Genomic DNA, 22554 nt, shown 5'->3' on the forward strand with positions numbered 1-22554 from the left:
GGCGGCACGCGGTGCGCCTGGGGCGCGGGACCTACTCCGGAGGACCGACGAACCCGTCGGCTCCCCCGCCGACGGCTCAGCTCGGGAGTTTCCAGTTCTGGGCCGCCGTGCCGTTGCAGGTGTAGAGCTGGAGCTGGGTGCCGTTGGTGGTGGAGGAGTTGGGGTCGTCGAGGCACAGGTTCGACTGGGGGTTGACCAGGGACCCGTTGGCGCCGGCGGTCCACTGCTGGGCGCCGGTGCCGTTGCAGGTCCACAGCTGGATCAGCGTGCCGTTGGTGGTTCCGCTGTGGTCGGCGTCCAGGCATTTGCCGAGGGCGCGGATCGTTCCGTCGCCGGCGACGATCCAGTCCTGGGCGTAGGTGTTGTTGCAGCCCCAGATCTGGACATGGGTGCCGTCGGCGGTGCCGGAGGACGCGTCGTCGGCGCACAGGGTGGAGGAGACCGCTGAGGTGAGCGGACCGATCCGGGGCGAGGCCGGTGCCGTGGTGTCCCCCGCGTACGAGGGCGGTGCGGCGGTGGCCGCCGTCGCCCATGAGGTGTTGGCGGTGGTGCCCAGGGTGAAGTCCAGTGTGCCGCCGGCCGTGATCGCTGTCGTGGGGGCGTAGGCGTTGTTCCACGCCGTGCCGTTCCACGCCGCGGACTGGACGTAGGGGGCGTTGTCGGCGGCGCCGTCGCCGTTGACCGTGAGTGTCCTGCCCGAGGGGAGGGTGACCACGGCCTGGGTGAACAGCGGTGAGCCGAGGGCGAGATCGGAGGTTCCGGGTGTCTCGGGGAACATGCCGAGCGCCGACCACACGTACCAGGCGCTCATCGCGCCGAGGTCGTCGTTGCCGTCGGCCAGGCCGCCCGGGGTGTTCGACCAGATCTGGTCCTGGATCGCCCGGACGGTGCCCTGCGTCTTGTCGGGCCGGCCCGTGTAGTCGTACTCCCAGGGCAGTTCGATGCTCGGTTCGTTGCCGACCCAGGCGTAGCCGTTCGCGCCGGTGTAGCTGCGCAGCACGGTGTCCAGGTAGTGGTTCATCGCGGTGTTGCCGCCCTTGGCGTGCGCCAGGCCGCCGATGTCGAAGGGGACCATCCCGGTGTAGATCCACGAGTCGGCCTCGACCATGTCGGTGCCGCTGGTGGGGTCGAAGCCGCCGGTCCATGAGCCGTTGGCATTGCGGGGCTCGACGAAACCGGAGGCGGGGTTGAGCACGTTGCGCCAGTCCTGTGCGCGGTGGGCGTAGGTCTTCTGGTTCGCGGTGTCGCCGAGCGCTCCGGCCAGCGCGGAGATCGCGAAGTCGGCCGTGTCGTACTCCAGGGTGGTGGCCACCGGGCCGTAGAAGTTGCAGCAGCCGTAGCTGCCGTCGTGCGGCATGTATCCCGGTGAGTCGAGGTAGGCGAGGCCGGGGCGGTCGTTGTTGGCGGTGCTCGCCTGCCTGACCATGTCGGCCAGGGCGGTCGTGGTGTCGAAGTCGCGGGCGCCGAAGGCGTAGTAGTCGGCGAGGATGGCGTCCGCCGGGTCGCCGACCATGACGTACGACTCGCCGTTGTTCTCGGACCACTTGGGGAAGATCCCGGTCTGCGTGTAGTCGTCGACCATCGACTGCGCGGTGTCCGAGGCGACCTGGGGGGCGACCAGGGCTTCGAGCTGGGCCTGCGAGCGGTAGATGTCCCAGCCGGAGTAGTTCGCGTAGACGGCGCTGTGGCCGGCGTCCACGGTGTGCGTCCTGCCGTCGAAGCCGTAGTACTGGCCGTTGGTGTCGCTGATCACGTTCGGGTGCAGCAGCGAGTGGTAGAGCGCGGTGTAGAAGGTCTGCTGCTGGGCGGCCGTCCCGCCGGCGATCTGCACCTTGCCGAGCGCGCTGTTCCACGCGTTCTGCGCGGCGGTGCGGGTCGCGTCGAAGTCCCAACCGGTGTTCTCCGCGGTCCGGTTGGCGACGGCGCCCGCGACCGAGACGTAGGAGATGCCGACCTTGGCCTGCACGACCGGGTTGGACGTGGTGTCGAAGGTGACGTAGCCGTTCGAGGCGGCGGCAGCCGGGGCGGCGGAGGCGCTGGGGCTCCTGCCGTGCAGCACCGGCGCGTTGGACTTCTCGGCGGCGTTCTTCGACGCCTTGGCCGACGGCGGGGAGCCGGCGCTCGACGCCTTGGCGACCGAGCTGCCCTGCGAGGCGAACGGCTGGTCGAAGACCATGTCGAAGTAGACGGTGTAGGTGTTCGCGGCGCCGCAGAAGCGGCCGCTGGTCACCTGTCCGCTCACCTCGGTGCTCGACAACTTGGTGAACTGCGTGGAACTGGCGCCGTTCTGACTGCCCGTCAACTTGAAGATCAGGTTGGCCTGGCTGGTCGAGGGGAAGGTGAAGCGGGCCATGCCGCTGCGCGTCGTGGCGGTCAGCTCGGTGGTCACCTGGGTGTTCAGCGCGACCTTGTACGACCCCGCGGACGCGGACTCGGCGGCGTGCGAGAACGCGTCCGTGGCGCCGGTGTTCACGGTTCCCACCGTGGGCAGCACCGGTATGTCACCGGCCGCGCCGCAGCCGGGTCCGGCGATGTGGGTCAGGCTGAAACCGGTGATCGACGAGTCGTTGTACTCATAGCCCCCGCCGTCGGGACGCGACGGTGTGTCCGGGCTCCACTGCACCATGCCGAACGGGACATCGGCGCCCGGGAAGTCGTCGGCCTGGTTCGACGTGCCGATGAACGGATTGACCAGCGTGGCCGGTGAGGTGACGAGCGCGGCCTTCCCGGCCGCCCAGGCGGGTGTGCACAGCCCGGCCGCGGCGAGCGCCGCGGCGGCGAGGAGACCGATCGCCATGGTTCCGGGCGGTCTCGACAGTCGTGTGATCACGGGGTTTGCTCCTCTACTCGGAAGTGGAGGTCCGACAACGTTGTCCCGGCGTCGGGAACGAGAACCCGGGTGAGGGACGACGCGCCCGGATGTCTTGATCACCAAAGACTGACAACGTTGTCCAACCATGGAGACGAGGTGCCTGAGATACGAACGCTTCGATGGGACCCCGGGCCGCTGACGTCCGGGGAGCAGAGCGGGAACTGTGGGTGAAGCTAGCCACAGGGCAGGGGCATGTCAACGACTGCCGCAACCTCGCCCGCGGTACAGATGTGAGCGACAACCCACGGTGGCGCACCCGGCGCCGAAGGAGGCAGCACATGATCGATGTCGTCTTCGGAGTTGACGTCGGCACCTCCAGCACCAAGGGCGTGGTGGTGGACACCGCCGGCCGCATCCTGGGCGAGGCCGTACGCGGTCACGTGGTCGACCGTCCCCGGCCGGGGCACGTGGAGATGGACGCGCGGGTGTGGTGGGACGAGTTCGTCTCGCTCGCGGCCGAACTGCTCGACCGTGAGGACATCGCCGTCCGGGCCGTCGGCGTCAGCGGGATGGGCCCGTGCACCCTTCTGGTCGACGACGCGGGAGATCCGGTGCGTCCGGCGGTGCTGTACGGCGTGGACACCCGCGCCGAGGGGCAGATCGCGCGGCTGAACCGGGAGTTGGGACCGGAGACGATCTTCCGCAGGTGCGGGTCGGCCCTGTCGTCGCAGGCCGTCGGGCCGAAACTCGCCTGGATCCGCGAGCGGGAGCCCGAGGCGTGGGCCCGCGCCCGCCGCCTCCTCATGCCCGCCTCCTGGCTCGCCCACCGGCTGACCGGCGCCTATGCGCTGGACCTGCATTCCGCCAGCCAGTGCACCCCGCTGTTCGACATCCACGAGCAGCGCTGGATCCCCGAATGGGCCGAGCGCGTCGCCCCCGGCATCGAACTCCCCCCGCTGCGCTGGCCGGGCGAGGAGGCCGGGCGGGTGAACACGCCCGTCGCGGGCGTCCCGGCCGGGACGCCGGTCATCGTGGGGACGATCGACGCCTGGAGCGAGGCCATCAGCGTCGGCGGCCACGGCGTCGGCGACCTGATGCTGATGTACGGCACCACGATGTTCCTGGTGAACACCGTCGACCGGCTGGTGACCAGCCCCTCGATGTGGGCCACGGTCGGCGCCCTGCCCGGCACCCGCTGCCTGGCCGGAGGCATGGCCACCTCCGGGGCCGTTACCGACTGGCTGGGCCGTCTCTTCGGCGGCGTCGACCCCGGCACGCTGTTCGACGAGGCGGCCGGCTCGCCTCCGGGTGCGAACGGCCTGGTGATGCTGCCGTACTTCGCCGGGGAGCGCACCCCCGTCCTGGACCCGGACGCCCGAGGGGTGATCGCCGGCCTGACGCTGGGTCACACCCGGGGCGATCTGATGCGGGCGGCGCTGGAGGCCACCGCCCACGGTGTCCGGCACAACGTCGAGACGATGCTGGCGGCCGGTGCCGACATCCGGCGGATCGTCGCGGTCGGCGGCGGCACCCGGGGCGGGCTGTGGCCCCAGATCGTCAGCGATGTCACCGGTCTCGAACAGATCGTCGCCCGCACGACGATCGGCGCCAGCTACGGTGCCGCCTTCCTCGCCGCCGGACTGATCGGCCGGCCGGACATCACGGTCTGGAATCCGGCCGAATCCGTGGTCCGGCCGGACCCCGCCACCTCGGCAGTCCACGACCGCCGGTTCACCCAGTACCGGGACCTGTACGAGAGCACCGCGGCGGTCACCCACGCCCTGGCCCACGACCAGCGCACCGGCCCCGCGGAAGGCTCCCCGTGACATCGCCCCGCATCTGGAACTCCTCGTCTAGAACTCCTCGACGAAGTAGGGCTCGACGGTCATCCAGCCGTTGCCCGAGGCCCCGTTCAGCCGGCCCGAGGAGTTCCGGGCGAGGGTGTACCAGGACTCCACGTAGTCGGGGTCGTCGGTGAACCAGCTGTCGGGGATCGCGCTCAGGACCGCGTTCACCAGCGGGATGTAGGCACCCTGGTCGGTCACGGTGAGCAGCGCCGTGGTGATCGCCTGCGCCAGCGCACGGTAGTTGGTGCCGTCGTCGTCCTCCATCATGACGACGTCGGCCAGGTTGTACTTGTAGTTCGACCAGTTGACCAGGATCTGGTTCGGGTAGTAGACGGTCCCGTCGTAGTCCAGGTAGGGCATGTCCACCGAGTCGACGCGCGCCGTGCCGTCCTGGCCGAAGCCGGTCACCAGGGAGAACATCTCGGCGGCGCCCTTGAACCAGGGCTCCTGGTCGTCGTTGACCTCGACGGCCGTGACCTTGGTCGCCCACCAGCCCGCGCCACTCGCAGAGTTCACAAGCGGGGTCAGCCCCTTGTCGGCGAAGGTCTTCCGCAGCACCTTCAGACCGGCCCGGTGCGCCTTGCTGACGTCGATGTCCAGGATGTACAGCGGGCGGTCGGGGACACGGGCGGTGTCGACGGAGTGGGCGCGGCCCTGACGGTCGTACGCCGTGATGCTGCCGGCGTCGTCGTCGGCCGCGGCGACGGCGATCCAGGGGGTGACGTCGGCGTTCAGGTGCAACCGCATGGACGGGGCGGCCAGCCGTACGCGCAGCAGCGATCCGGTCGAGGCGGGCAGGCCCTTGAGGCCCGCGATACGGCGGTCCGCGGCCGAGACGGAGGCGAACAGGTTCCTGCCCTGCGCGGCGGCGGTGCTGCCCGTCAGCGCCTGGAGGTCGACGTCCTCGGTGCCGAGCGCGGCGGCGCGGACCTGCTCGCGCCACCCCGGGTCGGCCAGCGAGGCGGACAGCGCCCGCGCGATCTCCTGCTCGGCCGACCGCACCGGGGACCGCCCGAACGGTGTGGCCCGGTCCCCCGCGTCCCGTACGGGCGCGGCGATCGCGGGCTGGACGGTGCCGCCGACGACCGCCGACAGCATCACGCCGATGAGGAGGCCGCGTCTCTTCCTGGATCTGCTCACCATGCTCCTTGTGTTCGACACTGAGGATTGACATAGCCATGACAAGAAAGGAATCGGGTCGAGGGTGCCGGGAAGCCCCGCTACCGGGAGCTGTCGGCGGCCCGCCGCCCGCGCGGACGGCCCAGCGAACCGAGCATGATCTTCTCGGTGCCGGCCAGGTACGTCTCCGCCGCGCGCCGCGCCGCCTCGGCGTCCTTGTCGACGACGGCGCGTACCACCGGCGCGAGCCGGTCCGCCGCGTGCGCCGCGTCCTCGAACGGCGCGCGCAGTGCGGCCCGTACCGGAAGGTAGGCGTTGAACAGCGTGTTCGTGAGGAGCAGATAGACCCGGTTCCCGGTGGCCCGCGCCAGTTCGCGATGCACTTCCACGTCGGCGAGCTGGACGGCGTCCGCGTCCGGGCCGTCCGCGACCTGGCGCAGCAGGTGTTCCAGCCGTCGGGCCTGGCGTTGCGTGCGCCGGTCGGCCGCGCGGCCGGCGATCAGGGTGCCGATCTGGCGCCGTACCTCGAAGACCTCCCGCAGCCACGTGGGGTCCTGTGCGGCCAGCATCGGGAGCAGGTCGGCGCCGCCGACCCGCAGGTAGTCCAGGATGCGGGTGCCGATGCCGTGCCGGGTGCTGAGCAGTCCCGCCTGCTCCAGCCGGGTCAGCGCGTGCTTCAACGTCGTGCGGGTGACCCCGTACCCGGCGGCCAGTTCCCGCTCGGGGGGCAGCAGGGATCCGGGTTCGTGCGTGCCGCTCAGGATGTCGTCACGCAGGCGTGCTTCCAGAAGGTCGACCACGGTTCGGCGCGGAATGCTCTCGACGGCCACGGAGGATCTCCCAGGCTTCGGTGAGTGGTTCGGCTGCTTCACTGGTCCAGTGGCTGAGCCACCGGACCAGTGAAGCAGTCCCCGACCATCGCGTCAATTGCCCGATGAAGCCGCGCAGTTGGGCCTGGATGTGTGCGCGGGCGTGCCGGGCTACTCCTTGACGGCCCCGGCGTTGGCGCCCTGGACGAAGTAGCGCTGGAAGCAGAAGAAGAGTGCGGCGACGGGGAGGGTCGCCAGCAGGGCCGCCGCCAGTTTGAGGGGGTACTGGGTGCCGCCGCCGAGGCCGCCGGAGACGAGGCGGGCGAGGCCCGTGGTGAGGGTTTCGTACTGGCTCGACTGGGTGGCCACGAGGAAGTGGGTGAACTCGTTCCACGAGCCCTGGAAGGACAGGATGGTCAGGGTGAGCAGGGCGGGCCGGGCCATGGGCAGGACGACGGACCAGAAGGTGCGCAGGACGCCGGCGCCGTCGACGCGTGCGGCCTCCTCCACTTCCCGGGGGATGGACTCGAAGAACTGTTTCATGATGAAGATGCCGGCCGCGTCCACCATGAGCGGCAGGATCATGCCGGTGTAGGTGTCGAAGAGCCCGAAGGTGTTGAGCACCAGGAAGCGCGGGATCAGCAGCGCCACGTTCGGCACCGCCAGCACGGCGAGGACGAAGCCGAACAGCAGGGTGCGGCCGGGGAAGCGGAGCCGGGCCAGCGCGTAGCCGGCCATCGAGTCGAACAGGACGCGTCCGGCGGTGACCACGACGGCGACGAAGGCGGAGTTGCCGAGCCAGCGCAGGAAGGGGACGCCGTCGTCCGCCCGGCCGAGGCCGAACAGGCGTTGGTAGGCGGCTGTCGTGGGGGTGGTGGGGAGCAGGCCGAGGGGGTGGGCGGCCGCGTCCGGGTCGGTTTTGAAGCCGGTGACCAGCTGGATCAGGAACGGCACGAGGTACAGGAGGCCGAGCGCGGCCACGGCCGTGTAGCCGAGGACGCGCAGCGGCAGGGCGAAACGGCCGAGCACGGGGCGCCCCTGCGCCCGGGCGGCGGCCTGGGTGTCGGCGCTCATCGGGTCCTCCGGGTGCGGGGGCCGCGCTCCCGGAAGAGGAAGCGTTGTACGGCGGTCATGGTCAGGATCAGCGTGAGCAGGATGAAGGCGATGGCCGCGCCCTGCCCGAAGTCGGCGTCGCCGAAGGCGGAGGAGTAGGAGAGGAAGGCCGGGGTGAGGGTGGTGTTGCCGGGGGCACCCTGGCTCATGACGTAGACCTGGTCGAAGACCTGCCAGGTGCCGATCAGGCCGAGGGTGAGGACGAGGAAGAGCACCGGCCGCAGCGCGGGCAGGGTCACATGACGGAGCATCTGGAAGCGGCTGACGCCCTCGATGGCGGCGGCTTCCTCCAGCTCGCGCGGGATGTCCTGGAGGGCGGCGAGAAAGATCAGCATGAAGGTGCCGGAGGTGGTCCACACGGCGAGCAGGATGATCGTGCACATCGCGACGGACGGTCCGGACAGCCACTCGAACCAGGACAGCCCCATGAAGGAGTGGTCGGCGAGGGCGCCCGTGGGGTGGTTCGTGTCGACGACACCGAGGCCGCCGAGGACGAGGGAGAGCACGCCCCGGGAGTCGTTGAACCAGTTCGGGCCCTTGACCCCGATCCAGGAGAGCGCGGTGTTGACGGCGCCGCTGCCCTGGAACAGGAAGAGGAAGACCGTGGAGACCGCGATCGAGCTGGTGACCGAGGGGAAGAAGAACGCGGTGCGCAGGGCGCCGCGGCCGCGCAGCATCCGCTGGTTGACGATGAGCGCCAGGGTCAGCGCGAGGACCGTCTGCAGCGGCACGGTCAGCAGGACGTAGTAGAGGTTGTTGCGCAAGGAGGTGGCGAAGAGGGTGCGGTCGAGGCCGGGGCGGGTGAGCAGGGCGCGGTAGTTGTCGAGTCCGACGAAGTCCGCCTGGCCGCCGAAGGGGTTGGACTGGCCGTCCCAGTGCAGCAGGCTCACCCACAGCGCCATCAGGGTCGGCAGCACCAGGAACAGCCCGAGGATGATCACCATGGGGCTGACGAAGAGCCAGCCCCAGGCTCCTTCGGCGCGGCGCCCCACGCGCGGGGCGTGCGGGGTGCGGGGCGCCGCGGCCGGGGCCGCCCCGCCGGGCGTGTCAGGTTCGCCCGGCGGGACGGCCGTTCGGGGACCCCCGCCCGCGCGGGAGCGCGCGGCCGGGCGGGGGGTCGGTGAGGTGCGGGGGAACATGGCGGCTCAGTCGCCCTTCGTGAGGGCCTGTTCGCCGTTGCTCTGCAGGTCGGCGAGGATCTTCTTCGGGTCGCCGGTGGCCAGTGCGGCGAGGTCGGTGTTGAACTGGGTGAGCACCTTGTCGAATCCGGCGACGGTCACCGGGCCCTGCGCGTAACCGGTGGCGTCGGCCCAGGCCTTGGCGGACGGGTACTTCTTCGCGTACTCGGCGAGGGCGCTGGTGCGGGAGGGCATCACGCCGAAGGCGTCCGCGTTCTTCAGCATCTGCGTGCCGGTGGTGAGGTACTTGACCAGGTCGACGGCCGCCTCGCGGTGGGCGCTGTCCTGGGCGACGCCCCAGCACTGGCTGAAGGCGAGGGTGCCCTGGCCGGCCGGTCCGGCGGGCAGCGGGACCACGGTGTACTTCACGTCCGGGTAGTCGGCCTTCATGCCGCCGGTGAGCCAGTTGCCCTCGATCGTCATGGCGGCCTTGCCCTTGCCGAGGGCCTCGCCGCCCCAGTTGGTGTCGACCTGGTTGGCGTACTTGAGGGAGCCGGCCTTCAGCAGCGACCGCACGTACTCCAGGGCCTCGGTGTTCTGCGTGCTGTCGGCGGTCATTTTGCTCTGGGCGCTGTCGGTGATCCAGCCGCCGGCCTCTCTCATGAAGGCCCCGAGGCGCGCGTACTCGCCGTTGACGACCAGCCCGGTGACGTCGCCCTTGGTCAGCCTGGCGGCGACGGTCTTCAGCTGGGCCCAGGTGGTCGGGTAGTCCCGCGCGGTCAGCCCGGCCTTCTTCCACAGGTCCGCGTTGACGGCCAGGGCCAGGGTGGAGGTGTCCTTGGGCAGGCACACCAGCTTCCCGTCCCGGGTGAAGGAGGCGCGCAGCTGGGCGGAGAAGTCGTCGGCGTCCTCGATCTGGTCGCCGTAGGGGTAGAGGGAGCCGCCCTGGGCGTAGTTGGCGAACTGGCTGGAGTCGACGTAGAAGGCGTCCGGCGGCTTGTGCCCGGCGAAGGACTGGGCGAGCTGCTGGTTGATGTCCTTGGCGACGTCCACGGTGACCGTGTTGCCGGACTGCTCGGCATACGCGGCCGCCGCCTCCTTCACGGCCTTGGTCTCCGCGTCCCCCGAGGAGGCTATGAGCACCGTGAGGTGCTGCCGGGAGCTGGTGTCCTGCGCGGTCTTCTTGTCGCTGTCGAAGCTCGACGAGCAGCCTGTGGCGGCCAGCAGCGCCGCACAGGTGGCGAGGGCCGCGACGGCCGAACGGTTGGGCATTGCTTCCTCCGAGGGTTACGGGGTGGTACCTGCGGCTCCTCCCTGGCGCACGAAGGCGTGGGCCAGGGGTGTGGGGGTGGAGGAGAAGAAACGTTTCGGAAGGTGGCACCGGCCGGGCGGCGGAACGGCACGGCCCGCCGGACGGGTTCTGCGCGCCGGCCTTTACCGACCCGGCCCTACGGACCTGGTCTGCGCACCGGCTCTACGCGCCGGCCGGCGGAGCGGCCGTGGCGCTGTCGCGCACGATCAGGGACGGCTCCAGCAGGAGCCGCTCGGGCGGTGCCTCGGGAGCGGCGATGCGCGCCAGCAGCAGCCGTACGCACTCCCGGCCGACGTCCTCCAGCGGCTGGGCGACGGAGGTCAGCGCGGGCGAGAGGATCTCGGCGGTCGGCGAGTCGTCGAAGCCGACGACAGCCATGTCACGGCCGGGTACGGCGCCGCGTTCGCGCAGTGTCTGGTAGCAGCCGAGCGCCAGCATGTCGCTCGCCGCCACCACCGCGGTCGGGCCCCCGTCCAGGAGCGGTTTCACGGCGGCCCGGGCCGCGTCGATCTCGTTCACGCTCTGCGCGCGGCGCCCGCGGGTCGGCAGTCCGTGCCGGCGCATGGCCCGCGACCATCCCTCGGCGCGGTCGTCGCCGGCCCCGGAGGTACCGCGTCCCCAGCCCAGGAAGGCGATCTTCCGGTGCCCGAGGGCGACCAGGTGCTCGACCGCGGCGTCCGTGCCCGAGGCGCCGTCGACGTCGACCCAGTCCCCGACGGGCCGCCCGGACCACATCCGGCCGAACCCGACGAACGGCACGCCCCGTTGGGCCAGCCACGCCTGTCGCGGGTCACCCCGCTCGGTGCCGCTGAGCACGAAGCCGTCGACCTCGTGCTGGGCCAGCAGTTCCTCGTAGCCCTCCAGGCTCGGGCCGCCGGTCGGGGAGGCGAACAGCAGGATCCGGTAGCCGGCCTCGTCGGCCGCGTCGGACAGCGCGTGCAGGAACCGGTCCATGACCGCGCCCGCGGTGCCGGGCGGGGTGGGCTGGATGCCGTAGCCGATCAGCTTGCTGGATCCGCTGCGCAGTGTCTGTGCGGCGCGGCTGGGCCGGTAGCCCATCTCGTCGATCACGCGGCGGACCCGCTCCAGGGTCTCGGGCCGCAGCATGCCGGGCGAGTTGAGGGCGTTCGACACGGTCTGCGACGAGACGCCGGCCCGCCGGGCGACCATCGCGAGGGTCACCGGGCCGCCCTTGGCCGAGGGGGTGTTGCTGGAGCGGGGCATGCGGCTCTCCGACAGGACGAGGACGTGAGGACTTCGTTTTAGCGTTCCAAAACCCATTGCCATGACCCTGAAGAGTCACTTAGCTTTTTTGGAACGCTAAAACACTGAGAGGTTCTACTTCCTTGGACGCCACTGTCAAGACCCAGGACACCGACGGCCCGGTCACGGCACCCACATCCCCGGCCGCGGGGCTGCAGCCGTTCCTGCAGGACGCGGTCGTCACGCTGCACGCGCCGAGCCTCGTCATCTCGCGGGCGAGCGGGCAGGTCGCCGAGGGTGCGGACGGCTTCTATCACGGCGACCGCAGGGCACTGTCCCGGCTCGACGTCAGCGTCGAGGGCATCCAGTTGGCGCCCGTCGCCGGAGGCTTCCGGGGCGCGGATCGCGCGGAGTTCCGGTCCGTCCTGCGCGGCCTCGGCGAGCTGACCCCCGATCCGGCCGTCGCCCTGCACCGCCGCCGGGGCACGGCGGCCGGCCGGTACGAGGAGGTCCTGGAGGTCACCAACGCGGGCGGCGAGCACGTCCGTTGCCGGCTGACGGTGACCGCCGCCACGGACCTGGCCACCATGGAACAGGTCAAGTCGGGGCAGGCCCTGGCGGCGACCCCGCCCCAAGCCGCCGACGCCGACGCCGACGGCACCGGGCTGTCCTGGACCGGGGACGACTTCACCGTCCGGCTGGCCGGCGAGCCCGCGCCGGACACGCTCGAAGCACCGGCCGGCCGGCTGTCGTACGACATCGACCTCCCGCCCGGTACGTCGTGGAGCGTGACGCTGACCTGCACGGCCCGCTACGCGGACGGCGACCAGTTCCCCGCTCCGCCCGCCGGCCGGCTGCCCTGGCGCGTCCCCGCGCTGCGCAGCACGGACCGCGGTTTCGACGCATGGCTGACCCAGTCCCTCGAAGACCTGGACCGGCTGCGCCTGGCGGACCCGCGGTCACCGCGCGCGGACCGGCCGGACCAGTTCCTGGCCGCCGGCGCCCCCTGGTTCCTCACCCTGTTCGGCCGGGACTCGCTGTGGGCCGCCCGGATGCTCCTCCCGCTCGGCACCGACCTGGCCGCCGGCACCCTGCGCACGCTCGCGCGCCGCCAGGGCACCGGCACCGATCCCGCGACCGAGGAACAGCCGGGCAAGATCCTGCACGAAGTCCGCCGCGGCACCCTCCAGCTCTCGGACCGGCGCTCGCTGCCGCCGGTGTACTACGGCACGGTGGACGCCACCGCCCTGTGGATCACGCTGCTCCACGACGCCTGGCGCTGGGGACTCGACCCGGCGCGGGTAGAAGAGTTGCTGCCGCACGCCGAGGCGGCCCTCGGCTGGCTCGGCGCCCAGGCGGAGGCCGGGGGCGACGGCTTCCTCAAGTACGTCGACCGGACCGGACAGGGCCTGACGAACCAGGGCTGGAAGGACTCCGACGACTCCATCCGCTACCGCGACGGCAGCCGCGCCCACGCGCCGATCGCGCTGTGCGAGGTCCAGGCGTACGCCTACGAGGCCGCCCGGGGCGGAGCGGCCCTGCTGCGCGCCTTCGGCCGGCCGGGCGCGGACGCCTGGGAGGAGTGGGCGGAGCGGCTGGCCACCCGCTTCCGCGACCGCTTCTGGGTGAGCGACGACCGGGGCCCGTACCCGGCGGTCGCGCTGGACGGCGACGGCAAGCCGGTCGACTCGGTCACCTCCGGCTTCGGCCACCTGCTGGGCACCGGTCTGCTGGACGCGCGGGAGAGCGCGCTGCTGGCGGCCCGGCTCGCGGCACCGGACCTCGACGCGGGCCACGGGCTGCGGACGCTGAGCAGCGACGCGGTGGGCTTCAACCCGTACGGGTACCACGTGGGCTCCATCTGGCCGCACGACACGGCGATCGCCGTGCACGGCCTGGTCAGGGCCGGTTTCCCGGACGTCGCCGGGTCGCTGGCGAACGGGCTGCTGACCGCGTCGGTGGCCTTCGACGCCCGGCTCCCCGAACTCTTCGCCGGCCACGGCAGCGAGGCCGGACCCGGGCCCGCCCCCTACCCGGCCTCCTGCCGCCCCCAGGCATGGGCCGCCGCCGCCTCGGTCCTCGTGCTCCAGGCCGCCCTCGGCCTGGACGCGGACGTCCCCGCGGGCACCGTCACCGTGGCCCCCGCCTTCGCGGCCCGGTATGCCCCGCTCACCGTGGCAGGGCTCCAAGTCGCCGGAGAGCGGCTGGACATCGCGCTCGCCGCCGACGGAACGGTGAACGTGACCGCGCCTGAGGGGCTGACCGTGATCACGCACTGACGGCGTCGGAGTCGCTCGGCATCGTCCGCACCGGCCGCGGCCGGCGACGTCCGCATCGGCCGGGACCCCGGGCCGCCGGCGTCCGCGTCGGCCGGGTCCCGGATCCTGCGCTCCGGGGCCGGTCCGCCTGCCCGCGCTCGCCGTACCCCTCCGGGTACTCCCCCGGCGCCCTCGGGTCTGGGTCGGCCTCCGGCTCGTACCACCCTCCCCCCCGTGGCCCCGGTCGGGCAGCCGCGCCCTGCGGGGGACTTGCCGCCGACGGCCGCGCGGCTGTCGGCGGCCCGCCACGGTGCGGTTCCCGGCCGGTGGTTCCCGGCCGGTGGTTCCCGGCCGGTGGTTCCCGGCCGGTGGTTCCCGGCCGGTGGTTCCCGGCCGGTAGTTCCCGGCCGGTAGTTCCCGGCCGGTAGTTCCCGGCCGGTAGTTCCCGGCCGGTAGTTCCCGGCCGGTAGTTCCCGACCCGCCGGTCCGCCGGTCCTCGGCCAGGGAGGTCCGGCCGCAGCCGACGCGGGCCGTCGGTCCTCCGGGCGCGCCCTGATCATGCGGGCGCGCTTCGACGGCGTTCCCGGGCGGCCTCAGAGGAACGGCGTCCCGGCGTCCAGTCCCGACAGCACCCTGCCGTAGAGCTCCAGGTTGGCGGTGGGGTTGACGAACGAGTGCAGGCTCAGGGCGTTCAGGTCCCGCACGATCCGCTGGACGGGCACCTCACGGTGCAGGGAGGAGGCGCCCGAGGCGGACCCGATCAGGTCGGCGGCCTCCTTGCACAGCCGTGCCAGATAGCCGCACTGCGCCCTGATCCGGGCGCGTTCCCGCGCCGTGTACGGCGTTCCGTCGGCCGCCCTGGCCTCGATCAGCTCCACGAAGTCGGCGGTGAGCAGTTCCGCGGAGGAGACCTTCATCTCGGCCTCGGCGTACTGGAGATGGGTCACCGGCGCCTCGTGCTGGCGCTCGTAGAAGGTGTACGTGATGCCCCGCCGGTGGATGCGCTCGCCGAACTCGGTCAGGGCCGCCCGGGCCAGACCGAGGGCGTTGGCGGCCGTCCAGACGCAGAAGAGCAGCAGCACCGGCATCCGGTAGAAGGGGTCGGCGCTGTTGCGCCGGGACGGGAAGGCACCCGCCAGCAACGGCCCCAGCGGCAGCACGCGATGGGCGGGCACATGCACGTCCTGGGCGACGACGGTGTTGCTGCCGCTCCCGGCCAGGCCGGTGACGTTCCAGTCGTCCAGCACCTTCAGATCGCTCATGGGGACGGCCAGCCAGAGCATCTCCGGCGGGCCTCCCCCGGTGTCCCCGGCGTCTCCGGTGTCGGACAGCGCCGTCAGCAGATGCCAGTCGGCGTCCTGACACCCGGTCGCGAAGGGGGAGTTGCCGCTCACCACGTACCCGCCGTCCGCCGCGACGGCCTTCGCGCCCGGGATGAGCGTGCCGCCGACCCGGACGTCGGGACCGGTGAAGATCTCGTCCTGGGCCTCGTCGGGGAACAGGGCCGCGATGAACGCGCATCCGGCCTGGATCAACGCCATGAACCCGGCCGAGCCGCACGCGGCGGAGACCTCGCTCAGCACGTCGACCTGGGTCCGTAACGAACTCTGGTAACCCCCGTAGTGGCGGGGGACGTTCATGCGGTAGAGGCCGGCGCCGGCGAGGGCCTCGACGACCTCACCCGTCACCCGGCGTCCCTGCTCCGCGCGCAGGGCGTGCGAGCGGATGAGCGGCTGGAGTTCACGTACCCGTGCGACGAGGTCGCTGTCCGGACGAGGTGCTGACGAACCGGCCAAGGGGCGACCTCCGGTCTCGGGCCACGGCGGAACCCTCACCGTCGCGCCGATCCGGAGGACTGTCAACGGCCCCTCGCCCCTCGTACGACCGGTGGGTCGTAGCATTCGCTCTCAGCTCATTGCAATGAAGTAGGAGGGTGTGCGTTGCATTAGATTCACACTCGTCGCAACGAATTTCCGCACTCCACCTGCAGAGACGATGATTTGACGCAGCGAATCAATTGCCCAATCAGCGAACGCAACGTAGCGTTTCCAATGTAAGAAACAAGAAGACGAAGGAGCGCACCATGCAGAAGTTCGACACGCCCACCCCGGTCTCCGCGGTCCTCGACATCCCCGCGGGGCACATCCGGCTCATCGCCGCCGACCGGGCCGACACCACGGTCGAGGTCCTGCCCTCGGACGCGGCCCGGAGCCGTGATGTGAAGGCGGCGGAGCGGATCGAGGTCGTCTACGGGGACGGCGTCCTGCGGATCACGGCCCCGGAGGCGAAGAACCGGATCCTCGGCGACTCCGGCTCCGTGGAGGTGACGGTCCAGTTGCCCGCCGGGTCCCGGGTCGAGGCGAAGGCGGCCCTCGCGGAACTCCGGGGTGTCGGCCGGCTCGGCGAGGTCGCCTTCGAGGGCGCGCAGGCCACCGTCAAGCTCGACGAGACCGCCGGTGCCCGTCTCACCGTCCAGGCCGGCGACATCACGGTGGGCCGCCTCGGCGGCGCCGCGGAGATCAGCACCCTGAAGGGCGACCTCACCGTCACCGAGGCCGTCCGGGGCACCGTCGCGCTGGACACCCGGCACGGTGACATCTCCGTCGGCGCCGCCCGCGGTGTCTCGGCCGCGCTGGACGCCGGTACCGGCCACGGCCGTATCGACAACGGCCTCAAGAACGCCGACGGCGCCGACGCGCCCCTGCGTATCACCGCGACCACCTCCTACGGCGACATCACCGCCCGCAGTCTGTGACGCGCGCGGCCGGGCAGGGGGCCGGGGTGCGGCCGGGCCGGAGCGGCCAGTATGTGGATGGGAAAATCCAGTTCATCAGTCCGCAAATCGATCACTGGATCGGTGGAATCTGCACGGATGCCGGACGGAAAAGCGATCTAGCTTCAAAGGGCACGGGGCCGCACGTACCAGAAAGGCATCGAGGCACTCATGCCCATCCCGCATACCGACGTCATGACCGCTGTCGAGTTCGACATCCCGACCCCTCCTCCCGGGCCCGACCGCCCGCCCGCCGACGATCTCCTGCTGCCGGTCGACGAACTCCCCGAGTCCTCGTCACCGCCTGAACAGGTCAGCCGCCGCGTGCGCGACGAGCTGATGCTCGACGGCAACGCACGGCTCAACCTCGCCACCTTCGTGACCACGTGGATGGAGCCGCAGGCACGGCAGTTGATGGCGGAGACCGCCGAGAAGAACCTCGCGGACCGCGCCGAGTACCCGCAGATCACCGCGATGGAGGAGCGCTGTGTGCGGATGCTCGCGCGGCTCTGGCACGCGCCGTACCCGGAGCAGGTCCGCGGCTGCTCCACCACCGGGTCGAGCGAGGCGGCCATGCTCGGCGGCCTCGCGCTCAAGCGCCGCTGGCAGGAGCGCCGGCGGGCCCAGGGCAAGGACACCGCGCGCCCCAACCTCGTGATGGGGGCGAACGTCCAGGTGTGCTGGAAGAAGTTCGCCAACTACTTCGAGGTGGAGCCGCGTTACATCCCGATGGAGCCCGGGCGCTACCACCTCACGCCGGACACGCTCACCGCCTACTGCGACGACAACACGATCGGGGTCGTGACCGTCCTGGGGTCCACGTTCGACGGCTCCTACGAGCCCGTCGCCGACATCTGCCTGGCCCTGGACGGCTACCAGGCCGCCACCGGCACCGACATCCCCGTGCATGTCGACGGCGCGTCCGGCGCCCTGGTGGCCCCGTTCCTCGACCCGGGCCTGCTCTGGGACTTCCAGCTCGAACGCGTCGCCTCCATCAACACCTCGGGCCACAAGTACGGCCATGTCTTCCCCGGGCTCGGCTGGGCCCTGTGGCGCGACGCCGCGGCCCTCCCCGACGACCTGGTCTTCGAGGTCGACTACCTCGGCGGCCGCTCCCCCAGCTTCACCCTCAACTTCTCCCGGCCGGGCGCCCATGTCGTCGCGCAGTACTACAGCTTCCTGCGGTACGGCTTCGACGGGCTGCGGGACCTGGCGGCCCAGAGCCGTACGACGGCCCGTGCGCTGGCCACCCGCATCCAGCGCATCGCGCCCTGGGAGCTGGTCACGGACGGCTCCGAACTGCCCGCCTTCGCCTTCCGGTTGGCACCCGGCACCGAGGGCCCGACGGTCTTCGACGTCTCCCAGGCCATGCGCGCCCGCGGCTGGCACCTGCCCGCGTACACCTTCCCCGCGCCCTGCCAGGACGTGTCGGTCCTGCGTCTCGTCGTCCGCACCGGGTTCACGGCCGAACTCGCGGGGATGTTCATCGCCGACCTGACCGAGGTCACCCGCCGGATGTACACCGCCCGGCCGACACCCCCACCGCCGCTCGCCGCGCTCAACACCCCCTGATCCGGGACGCGTTCGGGGCCGTGCCGGGCCCGCGGCCGTCCGGGGGCGGCCCGCGCCCGGCGCGGGGGCTCTTTACAGCACTCTCACACAACCCACCCTACGCTTGATGTTTCAAGTGTTACGCTCACGGCCATTCCCCCCACCCTGGCTCAGGAGTATCGCTGTGCGGGACGGCAATGTAGTGGTGATAGGCGGCGGTTACGCGGGCATACGGCTGGCGAAGAAGCTGGACGAGACGGCCCATGTCACGCTCGTGGACCGCAAGGAGGTCTTCTTCCACCGCATCGCGTCCCTGCGGGCGGGAGTGCGCCCGGAGTGGACGGGGGCCCCGTTCATCCCCTACGACAGGCTGCTCACCAACGGCCGGGTCGCCGTGGGCAAGGCGGTCCGCGTCGACACCGTCGAGCGCCAGGCCGTCCTGGCCACGGGCGAACGGCTGCCGTACGACGTGGTGGTGATCGCCACCGGCGCCGACTACCCCGAACCGGCCCGCTTCGTCGGCGCCAGCCCCGACGAGGCCGCCAAGGCCTTCGCCGAGCACCAGCACAACATCGCCGTCGCCGAGCACATCCTCGTCGTCGGCGGCGGCCCCTCCGGTGTCGAGCTGAGCGCCGAGATCCGGCTGGCCCGGCCGGACGCCCGGGTGACCCTCGCGCACTCCGGACAGGAGCTGCTGCACTCCACGGGCAGCGCCCGGGCCGGCCGCAAGGCCCGGGCCTGGCTGGAGTCCCACGAGGTGGCGGTACGGCTGGACTCCTTCATGTCCCCCGGCCACGACTTCGGCACCTACCGGGACGCCCACGGCACCGTCCTCGCCGCCGACCTCTCCTTCTGGGCGACCGGCACCACCCCCAACACCCTGTGGCTGCGGCTGGCCGGCCACGGCGACTGGCTGACCGGGTCGGGGCACGTGAAGGTCGACCGGACGCTCCGGGTCGAGGGCCGCCCGGACGTGTTCGCGGTCGGCGACGTGAACGACGTCAGCGAGCTCAAGGTCACCCCCGCCGCGCTCGCCCAGGCCGAGGTCGCCGCCCACAACATCACGTCCTACCTGCGCAGTTCGGGACGGCACAGCAAGAAGCCGCGCTCCTACCGAGCCGTCCACCGCACCCCGCTCATCGTGCCCTTCGGACCGGCCGACGGCGTGACCGTGCTGCCGGTACCGCTCGGCGAGAGCGCGGTGCTGGGCACCCGGACCACCGCCATCGCCAAGGCCAAGACCCTCATGACCCCCTACATGAGACGCCAGCTCGGGTACAGCGCTGCCTGACTCCGTCCCCTCCTGCCCCCTCCCGCCTCTCCCCCTGCCTGCGCGCGGCTCCGTGTCACGTGACACTTGAGGGAAGCGACCGGCGAGGACCATGGAGGCGAGGGCGGTGATCGCCGTCAATCCGACGGACAGCGCCTCACTGCTCGCTGCCTTCGGGGCGCTGGCCGTCCTGGTGGTGATCTTCGCCGAGTCGGGCCTGCTGGTCGTCGGCTTCTTCCTGCCGGGTGACACCCTGCTCTTCCCGGCCGGTGTGCTGTGCGCGGCGAACGCGGACCGCGCACCCCGGCTGGAGCTGTGGCAGGTGCTGGTGTGCGCGGCCGTCGGTGCCGTCGTGGGCGCGCAGGTGGGCTATCTCATCGGACGGCACGGCGGCCGTCCGCTGCTGGCCCGGACCACCCGGCCACGGGTGCGCGCGGCGGCCGTCCGGGCGGAGCTGCTGCTGGCCCGCTACGGATACGGCAAGGCACTGGTGATCGGCCGCTTCGTACCGCTGCTGCGGACGGTGCTGCACCCGGCGGCCGGGGCGCTCGGGGTGCCCGTGCGGACGTTCACCCTGTGGCAGATCGTGGGCGGGGTGCTCTGGTCCCAGAGCTTCGTCCTCGCGGGGTACGCCCTGGGGTCGTCGTTCTCCGGCATCGACCACTACCTGCTGCCGCTGGTCGGCGTGATCGTCGTCCTCTCCCTGCTGCCCCTGCTGGCACAGGCGCGCCGTCGGCGCTGACCCCGCCCGCGCCCTCGCCTCAGGGTTCCCAGTGCGCCAGGCGGTGCAGGGCCGCGGAGGTCTCGGTGAAGCCGTCGGCGCCCAGCAGGGCACGCAGTTCGGCGTTGAACCGGTCGATCTCGGGGCGGGCCAGGGCGAGTACGCCGACCCCGTGCTCGGTCAGTTCCAGGACGACCGCGCGGTGCTCGTCCGGGTGCCTGCGCCGGGTGACGAGACCGGCCTCCGAGAGCCGCCGCACCAGCGCGGTGATACCGGACTCGCGCTGCTGGAGGGCCTGTGCCAGCCGTTGCTGGGTGATCCCGGGCTCGTCGGCGAGCGCCAGCAGGGCGCCGAGCTGGGCCGTGGTGATCCCGGCGACGGACAGCAGACGCCGGTCCGCGGTGGTGCGCATCTGGTGCGCCGCGCGTTGCAGCAGGAAGAAAAGACGCTGGTCGGGCTCGGACATGGGCGGAATCTTGACAGACTCCACGGCCGCGCGCCATTCTCACTTCACTAGTGAATTCAATAATGAACCGAATACTCGGTGGGGTGGCGAGTGTGAACGACACGCCCGATGACGACATGCCCGACATGGCCTTCGCGCAGCGGATCCTGGCGGCCCAGCCCTTCAGCGCCCTGGTGGGTACGCGGCTGACGGCCTTCGGCGGCGGCGAGGCGACGCTGGAGCTGGTGAACCGGCCGGAGCTGCGCCAGCATTACGGATCCGTCCACGGCGGGGTCATCGCCTATGTGGCGGAGAACGCGATGGCCTTCGCCTCCGGTACCGAGCCCGGCGACCGGCCCCTCACGGCCGGGTTCACCATCGACTACGTCCGCCCGGCGGGCGCCGAACTCCTGCGGGCCCGGGCCCGGGTGGTCCGGCGCGGCCGGGCGCTCGCCGTCTGCCGCTGCGAGGTGTCCAACGTCGGCGCGGACGGCACCGAGAGCGTGTGCGCGGTCGCCCAGGGCACCATCTCCTTCGCGCCGCCCGTGGCATCCGGCCGGGCCTGACGCGGGCGGCACGGCCGCCGCTGCCGGCGGTGGTGCTCAGTCGAGCTTCTCGACCACCGCTTCGAGCTGCCGCACCAGGGCCGGCACCGACCGCCCGTCGAGCAGGTCCACGACCCGCCCGCGGGCGCTCGCCAGGTGTACGGGGTACGCGTCCTGAAGGCGCTTCAGCCCTTCCGGGGTGAGCGTCGCCACGTTGCCGCGGGCGTCGCCCTCGTAGCGCCGCTTGACGACCTGACCGCGGCTCTGCAGCGCGTCCACGACGCGGGTGATGCGGCTCGCGGACAGGGCGGTGGCCGAGGCGAGTTCCGCCATGCGGAGTTCCTGGTTCTCGGCCTCGGAGAGGTTCATCAGGACGACGTACTCGGTGAGCGTCAGCCCCGTGGACCGCAGCAGATCGTCGTCCAGCGACCGCGGCAGCGCGACGATCAGACGCATCAGGGCGCGCCAGAGGCGTTGCTCCTGGGCGGTCAACGGATCCTCGGCGGTCATCCCACGAGATTAGCGTGCTCAAGCAATTCCGGCGGGTTCCCCCGGTCCGTCGCGGTCGGCGTGGACTCCGCCTAGAGGCTAGAGGGGCGTCACCGGCACCAGCCGACCCCGGGAGATGAGGGAGACCGCCTTCTTGAGGGGGCGGACCCGCATGCTGACGCTGTAGGCGTCGATGCCCGGGGTGGCGGCGACACGGGTGGTCAGATAGCGGTAGAAGTCGTCGGGGTCGCGGGTGACGACGCTGACCATCACGTTGTACTCGCCGGTGACGGCCCCGGCGAACGGCACCTCCTCATGGCCGGCGAACTCCTCGCCGACCCGCTCCAGCAGGGCGGGGGCCACCCGCAGCCAGAGGGTGGCGTTGAGGGGGTGGCCCAGGTTCTCGGGGAGCAGTTCCACCTCGTATTCGAGGGTGCCGGAGCTCTCCAGCGACTCCAGCCTGCGCGCCACCCGGGACAGCGACCAGCCGGTGAGTTCGGCGAGCCGGGTGTGGGTGGCACGGCCGTCCTGGGCGAGGGCGTCGAGCAGCGGGGCGTCCTCGGGCGTGGGGGCCGGCGGGGGTGTGGCGGCGGGCGAGGGCCGTTCCGCCGTGAGCCGCCGTACCTGCTCGGCGTCGAGGCTGTCGCCGTAGCCGGTCCACTCGGCGGTGCCGGGAGCGCCGTACTCGTGGAGCAGCAGATCGATGCTCACGTCCAGCACCGAGCCCGACCTGGGCAGCTGCCGGAACAGGAAGTCGTCGCGCTCCGTGTCGAGCGGCGCGCGGATCACGCAGAAGATCTCGGAGCCGGCCGAGGCCAGATGGGCGTAGGCGATGTCGGGGTGGCGGGCCAGGGCGTCGGCGAGCGGGCCGACCCGGTCGGGGCGGCAGCGGATCCGGGCCACCCACTGCGCGGAGCCGTACACCCGCGGGTTGACCAGTCCCAGCACGCGCAGGGTGCCGCTGCGGCGCAGGGCCTGGTAGCGGCGGGCCGCGGTCTGCTCGGAGACGCCGGCCACCTCGCCGATCCTGCGGAAGGGCAGCCGGGGAGCGCACTGCAGGGCACGGAGGATCTTTCTGTCCACGTGGTCGAACATGGCGGAAGTGTGTCACGGACGGCGGGTGTATTTGGAGGCTTTTGCAGGCCGAGGGGCACTTGGTTGGCGGTTGC

General features: G+C 71.7%; 18 protein-coding genes. 7 read left to right on the forward strand and 11 right to left on the reverse strand.

The features are described 5' to 3' along the window. Window positions 1–76: 76 nt before the first annotated feature. Window positions 77–2830: a lectin gene (locus ACGFZS_RS36370; RefSeq protein WP_393798690.1), complete on the reverse strand. Its 2754-nt coding sequence runs from the start codon at window positions 2828–2830 to the stop codon at window positions 77–79. 320 nt (window positions 2831–3150) lie between these two features. On the opposite strand from ACGFZS_RS36370, the gene ACGFZS_RS36375 reads away from it, so the two are divergent. Beyond that, the gene (locus ACGFZS_RS36375) at window positions 3151–4638 is read left to right on the forward strand and encodes an FGGY-family carbohydrate kinase (protein ID WP_393798691.1); all 1488 of its coding nucleotides are present in this window, start codon (window positions 3151–3153) and stop codon (window positions 4636–4638) included. 27 nt (window positions 4639–4665) lie between these two features. On the opposite strand, the gene ACGFZS_RS36380 is transcribed toward ACGFZS_RS36375, so the two are convergent. The 6 genes from ACGFZS_RS36380 to ACGFZS_RS36405 form a co-directional block, all read right to left on the reverse strand. Next, entirely contained in the window at window positions 4666–5802 is a 1137-nt protein-coding gene (locus ACGFZS_RS36380) for a DUF3103 family protein (protein WP_393798692.1), read from the reverse strand. Window positions 5803–5879: 77 nt separating this feature from the next. Further along, window positions 5880–6608 carry a FadR/GntR family transcriptional regulator gene (locus ACGFZS_RS36385; RefSeq protein ID WP_393798693.1) on the reverse strand — a complete coding sequence of 243 codons (729 nt, stop codon included), beginning with the start codon at window positions 6606–6608 and terminating at the stop codon, window positions 5880–5882. 150 nt (window positions 6609–6758) lie between these two features. Beyond that, window positions 6759–7661, reverse strand: coding sequence for a carbohydrate ABC transporter permease (locus tag ACGFZS_RS36390; protein WP_393798694.1), 903 nt, complete (start codon window positions 7659–7661; stop codon window positions 6759–6761). Then, window positions 7658–8644, reverse strand: coding sequence for a carbohydrate ABC transporter permease (locus ACGFZS_RS36395; RefSeq protein WP_393798882.1), 987 nt, complete (start codon window positions 8642–8644; stop codon window positions 7658–7660). The genes ACGFZS_RS36390 and ACGFZS_RS36395 overlap by 4 nt, the downstream gene beginning before the upstream one ends. A gap of 201 nt (window positions 8645–8845) precedes the next feature. Next, a complete protein-coding gene (locus tag ACGFZS_RS36400) occupies window positions 8846–10090 on the reverse strand; it encodes an extracellular solute-binding protein (RefSeq protein ID WP_393798695.1) in 1245 nt (414 codons plus the stop codon). 202 nt (window positions 10091–10292) lie between these two features. Next, window positions 10293–11354, reverse strand: a complete 1062-nt coding sequence (locus ACGFZS_RS36405; RefSeq protein WP_393798696.1) for a LacI family DNA-binding transcriptional regulator — start codon at window positions 11352–11354, stop codon at window positions 10293–10295. Between the two features lie 122 nt (window positions 11355–11476). Between ACGFZS_RS36405 and ACGFZS_RS36410 the strand changes: the two genes are divergently transcribed. Then, window positions 11477–13612 carry a glycogen debranching N-terminal domain-containing protein gene (locus ACGFZS_RS36410; RefSeq protein WP_393798697.1) on the forward strand — a complete coding sequence of 712 codons (2136 nt, stop codon included), beginning with the start codon at window positions 11477–11479 and terminating at the stop codon, window positions 13610–13612. Between the two features lie 572 nt (window positions 13613–14184). Here the strand turns inward: ACGFZS_RS36410 and ACGFZS_RS36415 are convergent. Next, window positions 14185–15387 carry an acyl-CoA dehydrogenase family protein gene (locus ACGFZS_RS36415; RefSeq protein WP_393798698.1) on the reverse strand — a complete coding sequence of 401 codons (1203 nt, stop codon included), beginning with the start codon at window positions 15385–15387 and terminating at the stop codon, window positions 14185–14187. Window positions 15388–15674: 287 nt separating this feature from the next. Here ACGFZS_RS36415 and ACGFZS_RS36420 point away from each other — a divergent pair, with 287 nt between their 5' ends. From ACGFZS_RS36420 to ACGFZS_RS36435, 4 genes are all read left to right on the forward strand, one after another. Then, window positions 15675–16346, forward strand: coding sequence for a DUF4097 family beta strand repeat-containing protein (locus ACGFZS_RS36420; RefSeq protein WP_393798699.1), 672 nt, complete (start codon window positions 15675–15677; stop codon window positions 16344–16346). Window positions 16347–16559: 213 nt separating this feature from the next. Continuing rightward, window positions 16560–17936, forward strand: coding sequence for a glutamate decarboxylase (locus ACGFZS_RS36425; protein ID WP_393798700.1), 1377 nt, complete (start codon window positions 16560–16562; stop codon window positions 17934–17936). A 163-nt stretch (window positions 17937–18099) separates the two neighbouring features. Then, window positions 18100–19206 (forward strand): NAD(P)/FAD-dependent oxidoreductase, encoded by a 1107-nt coding sequence (locus ACGFZS_RS36430; protein WP_393798701.1) that lies wholly within the window; start codon window positions 18100–18102, stop codon window positions 19204–19206. 106 nt (window positions 19207–19312) lie between these two features. Then, the gene (locus tag ACGFZS_RS36435; RefSeq protein ID WP_359222367.1) at window positions 19313–19927 is read left to right on the forward strand and encodes a DedA family protein; all 615 of its coding nucleotides are present in this window, start codon (window positions 19313–19315) and stop codon (window positions 19925–19927) included. A gap of 19 nt (window positions 19928–19946) precedes the next feature. On the opposite strand, the gene ACGFZS_RS36440 is transcribed toward ACGFZS_RS36435, so the two are convergent. Further along, window positions 19947–20372: a MarR family winged helix-turn-helix transcriptional regulator gene (locus tag ACGFZS_RS36440; protein WP_365687911.1), complete on the reverse strand. Its 426-nt coding sequence runs from the start codon at window positions 20370–20372 to the stop codon at window positions 19947–19949. Window positions 20373–20488: 116 nt separating this feature from the next. On the opposite strand from ACGFZS_RS36440, the gene ACGFZS_RS36445 reads away from it, so the two are divergent. Beyond that, window positions 20489–20917 carry a PaaI family thioesterase gene (locus ACGFZS_RS36445; RefSeq protein ID WP_393798883.1) on the forward strand — a complete coding sequence of 143 codons (429 nt, stop codon included), beginning with the start codon at window positions 20489–20491 and terminating at the stop codon, window positions 20915–20917. Window positions 20918–20953: 36 nt separating this feature from the next. On the opposite strand, the gene ACGFZS_RS36450 is transcribed toward ACGFZS_RS36445, so the two are convergent. Together ACGFZS_RS36450 and ACGFZS_RS36455 are read right to left on the reverse strand one after the other, a co-directional pair. Further along, window positions 20954–21406 carry a MarR family winged helix-turn-helix transcriptional regulator gene (locus tag ACGFZS_RS36450; protein ID WP_393798702.1) on the reverse strand — a complete coding sequence of 151 codons (453 nt, stop codon included), beginning with the start codon at window positions 21404–21406 and terminating at the stop codon, window positions 20954–20956. Between the two features lie 78 nt (window positions 21407–21484). Next, window positions 21485–22480 (reverse strand): Lrp/AsnC family transcriptional regulator, encoded by a 996-nt coding sequence (locus ACGFZS_RS36455; protein WP_393798703.1) that lies wholly within the window; start codon window positions 22478–22480, stop codon window positions 21485–21487. Window positions 22481–22554: the final 74 nt, after the last annotated feature.

The organism is Streptomyces sp. NPDC048288 (genome assembly GCF_043201555.1).
Lineage (GTDB): Bacteria > Actinomycetota > Actinomycetes > Streptomycetales > Streptomycetaceae > Streptomyces.

Bases quoted from the DNA above. Each gene is read 5' to 3' on its own strand.
- ACGFZS_RS36380 (WP_393798692.1), bottom strand. From the start codon at position 5,802: ATGGTGAGCAGATCCAGGAAGAGACGCGGCCTCCTCATCGGCGTGATG.
- ACGFZS_RS36445 (WP_393798883.1), top strand. From the start codon at position 20,489: ATGCCCGACATGGCCTTCGCGCAGCGGATCCTGGCGGCCCAGCCCTTC.
- ACGFZS_RS36420 (WP_393798699.1), top strand. From the start codon at position 15,675: ATGCAGAAGTTCGACACGCCCACCCCGGTCTCCGCGGTCCTCGACATC.
- ACGFZS_RS36440 (WP_365687911.1), bottom strand. From the start codon at position 20,372: ATGTCCGAGCCCGACCAGCGTCTTTTCTTCCTGCTGCAACGCGCGGCG.
- ACGFZS_RS36425 (WP_393798700.1), top strand. From the start codon at position 16,560: ATGACCGCTGTCGAGTTCGACATCCCGACCCCTCCTCCCGGGCCCGAC.
- ACGFZS_RS36450 (WP_393798702.1), bottom strand. From the start codon at position 21,406: ATGACCGCCGAGGATCCGTTGACCGCCCAGGAGCAACGCCTCTGGCGC.
- ACGFZS_RS36455 (WP_393798703.1), bottom strand. From the start codon at position 22,480: ATGTTCGACCACGTGGACAGAAAGATCCTCCGTGCCCTGCAGTGCGCT.
- ACGFZS_RS36405 (WP_393798696.1), bottom strand. From the start codon at position 11,354: ATGCCCCGCTCCAGCAACACCCCCTCGGCCAAGGGCGGCCCGGTGACC.
- ACGFZS_RS36390 (WP_393798694.1), bottom strand. From the start codon at position 7,661: ATGAGCGCCGACACCCAGGCCGCCGCCCGGGCGCAGGGGCGCCCCGTG.
- ACGFZS_RS36400 (WP_393798695.1), bottom strand. From the start codon at position 10,090: ATGCCCAACCGTTCGGCCGTCGCGGCCCTCGCCACCTGTGCGGCGCTG.
- ACGFZS_RS36395 (WP_393798882.1), bottom strand. From the start codon at position 8,644: ATGGTGATCATCCTCGGGCTGTTCCTGGTGCTGCCGACCCTGATGGCG.
- ACGFZS_RS36375 (WP_393798691.1), top strand. From the start codon at position 3,151: ATGATCGATGTCGTCTTCGGAGTTGACGTCGGCACCTCCAGCACCAAG.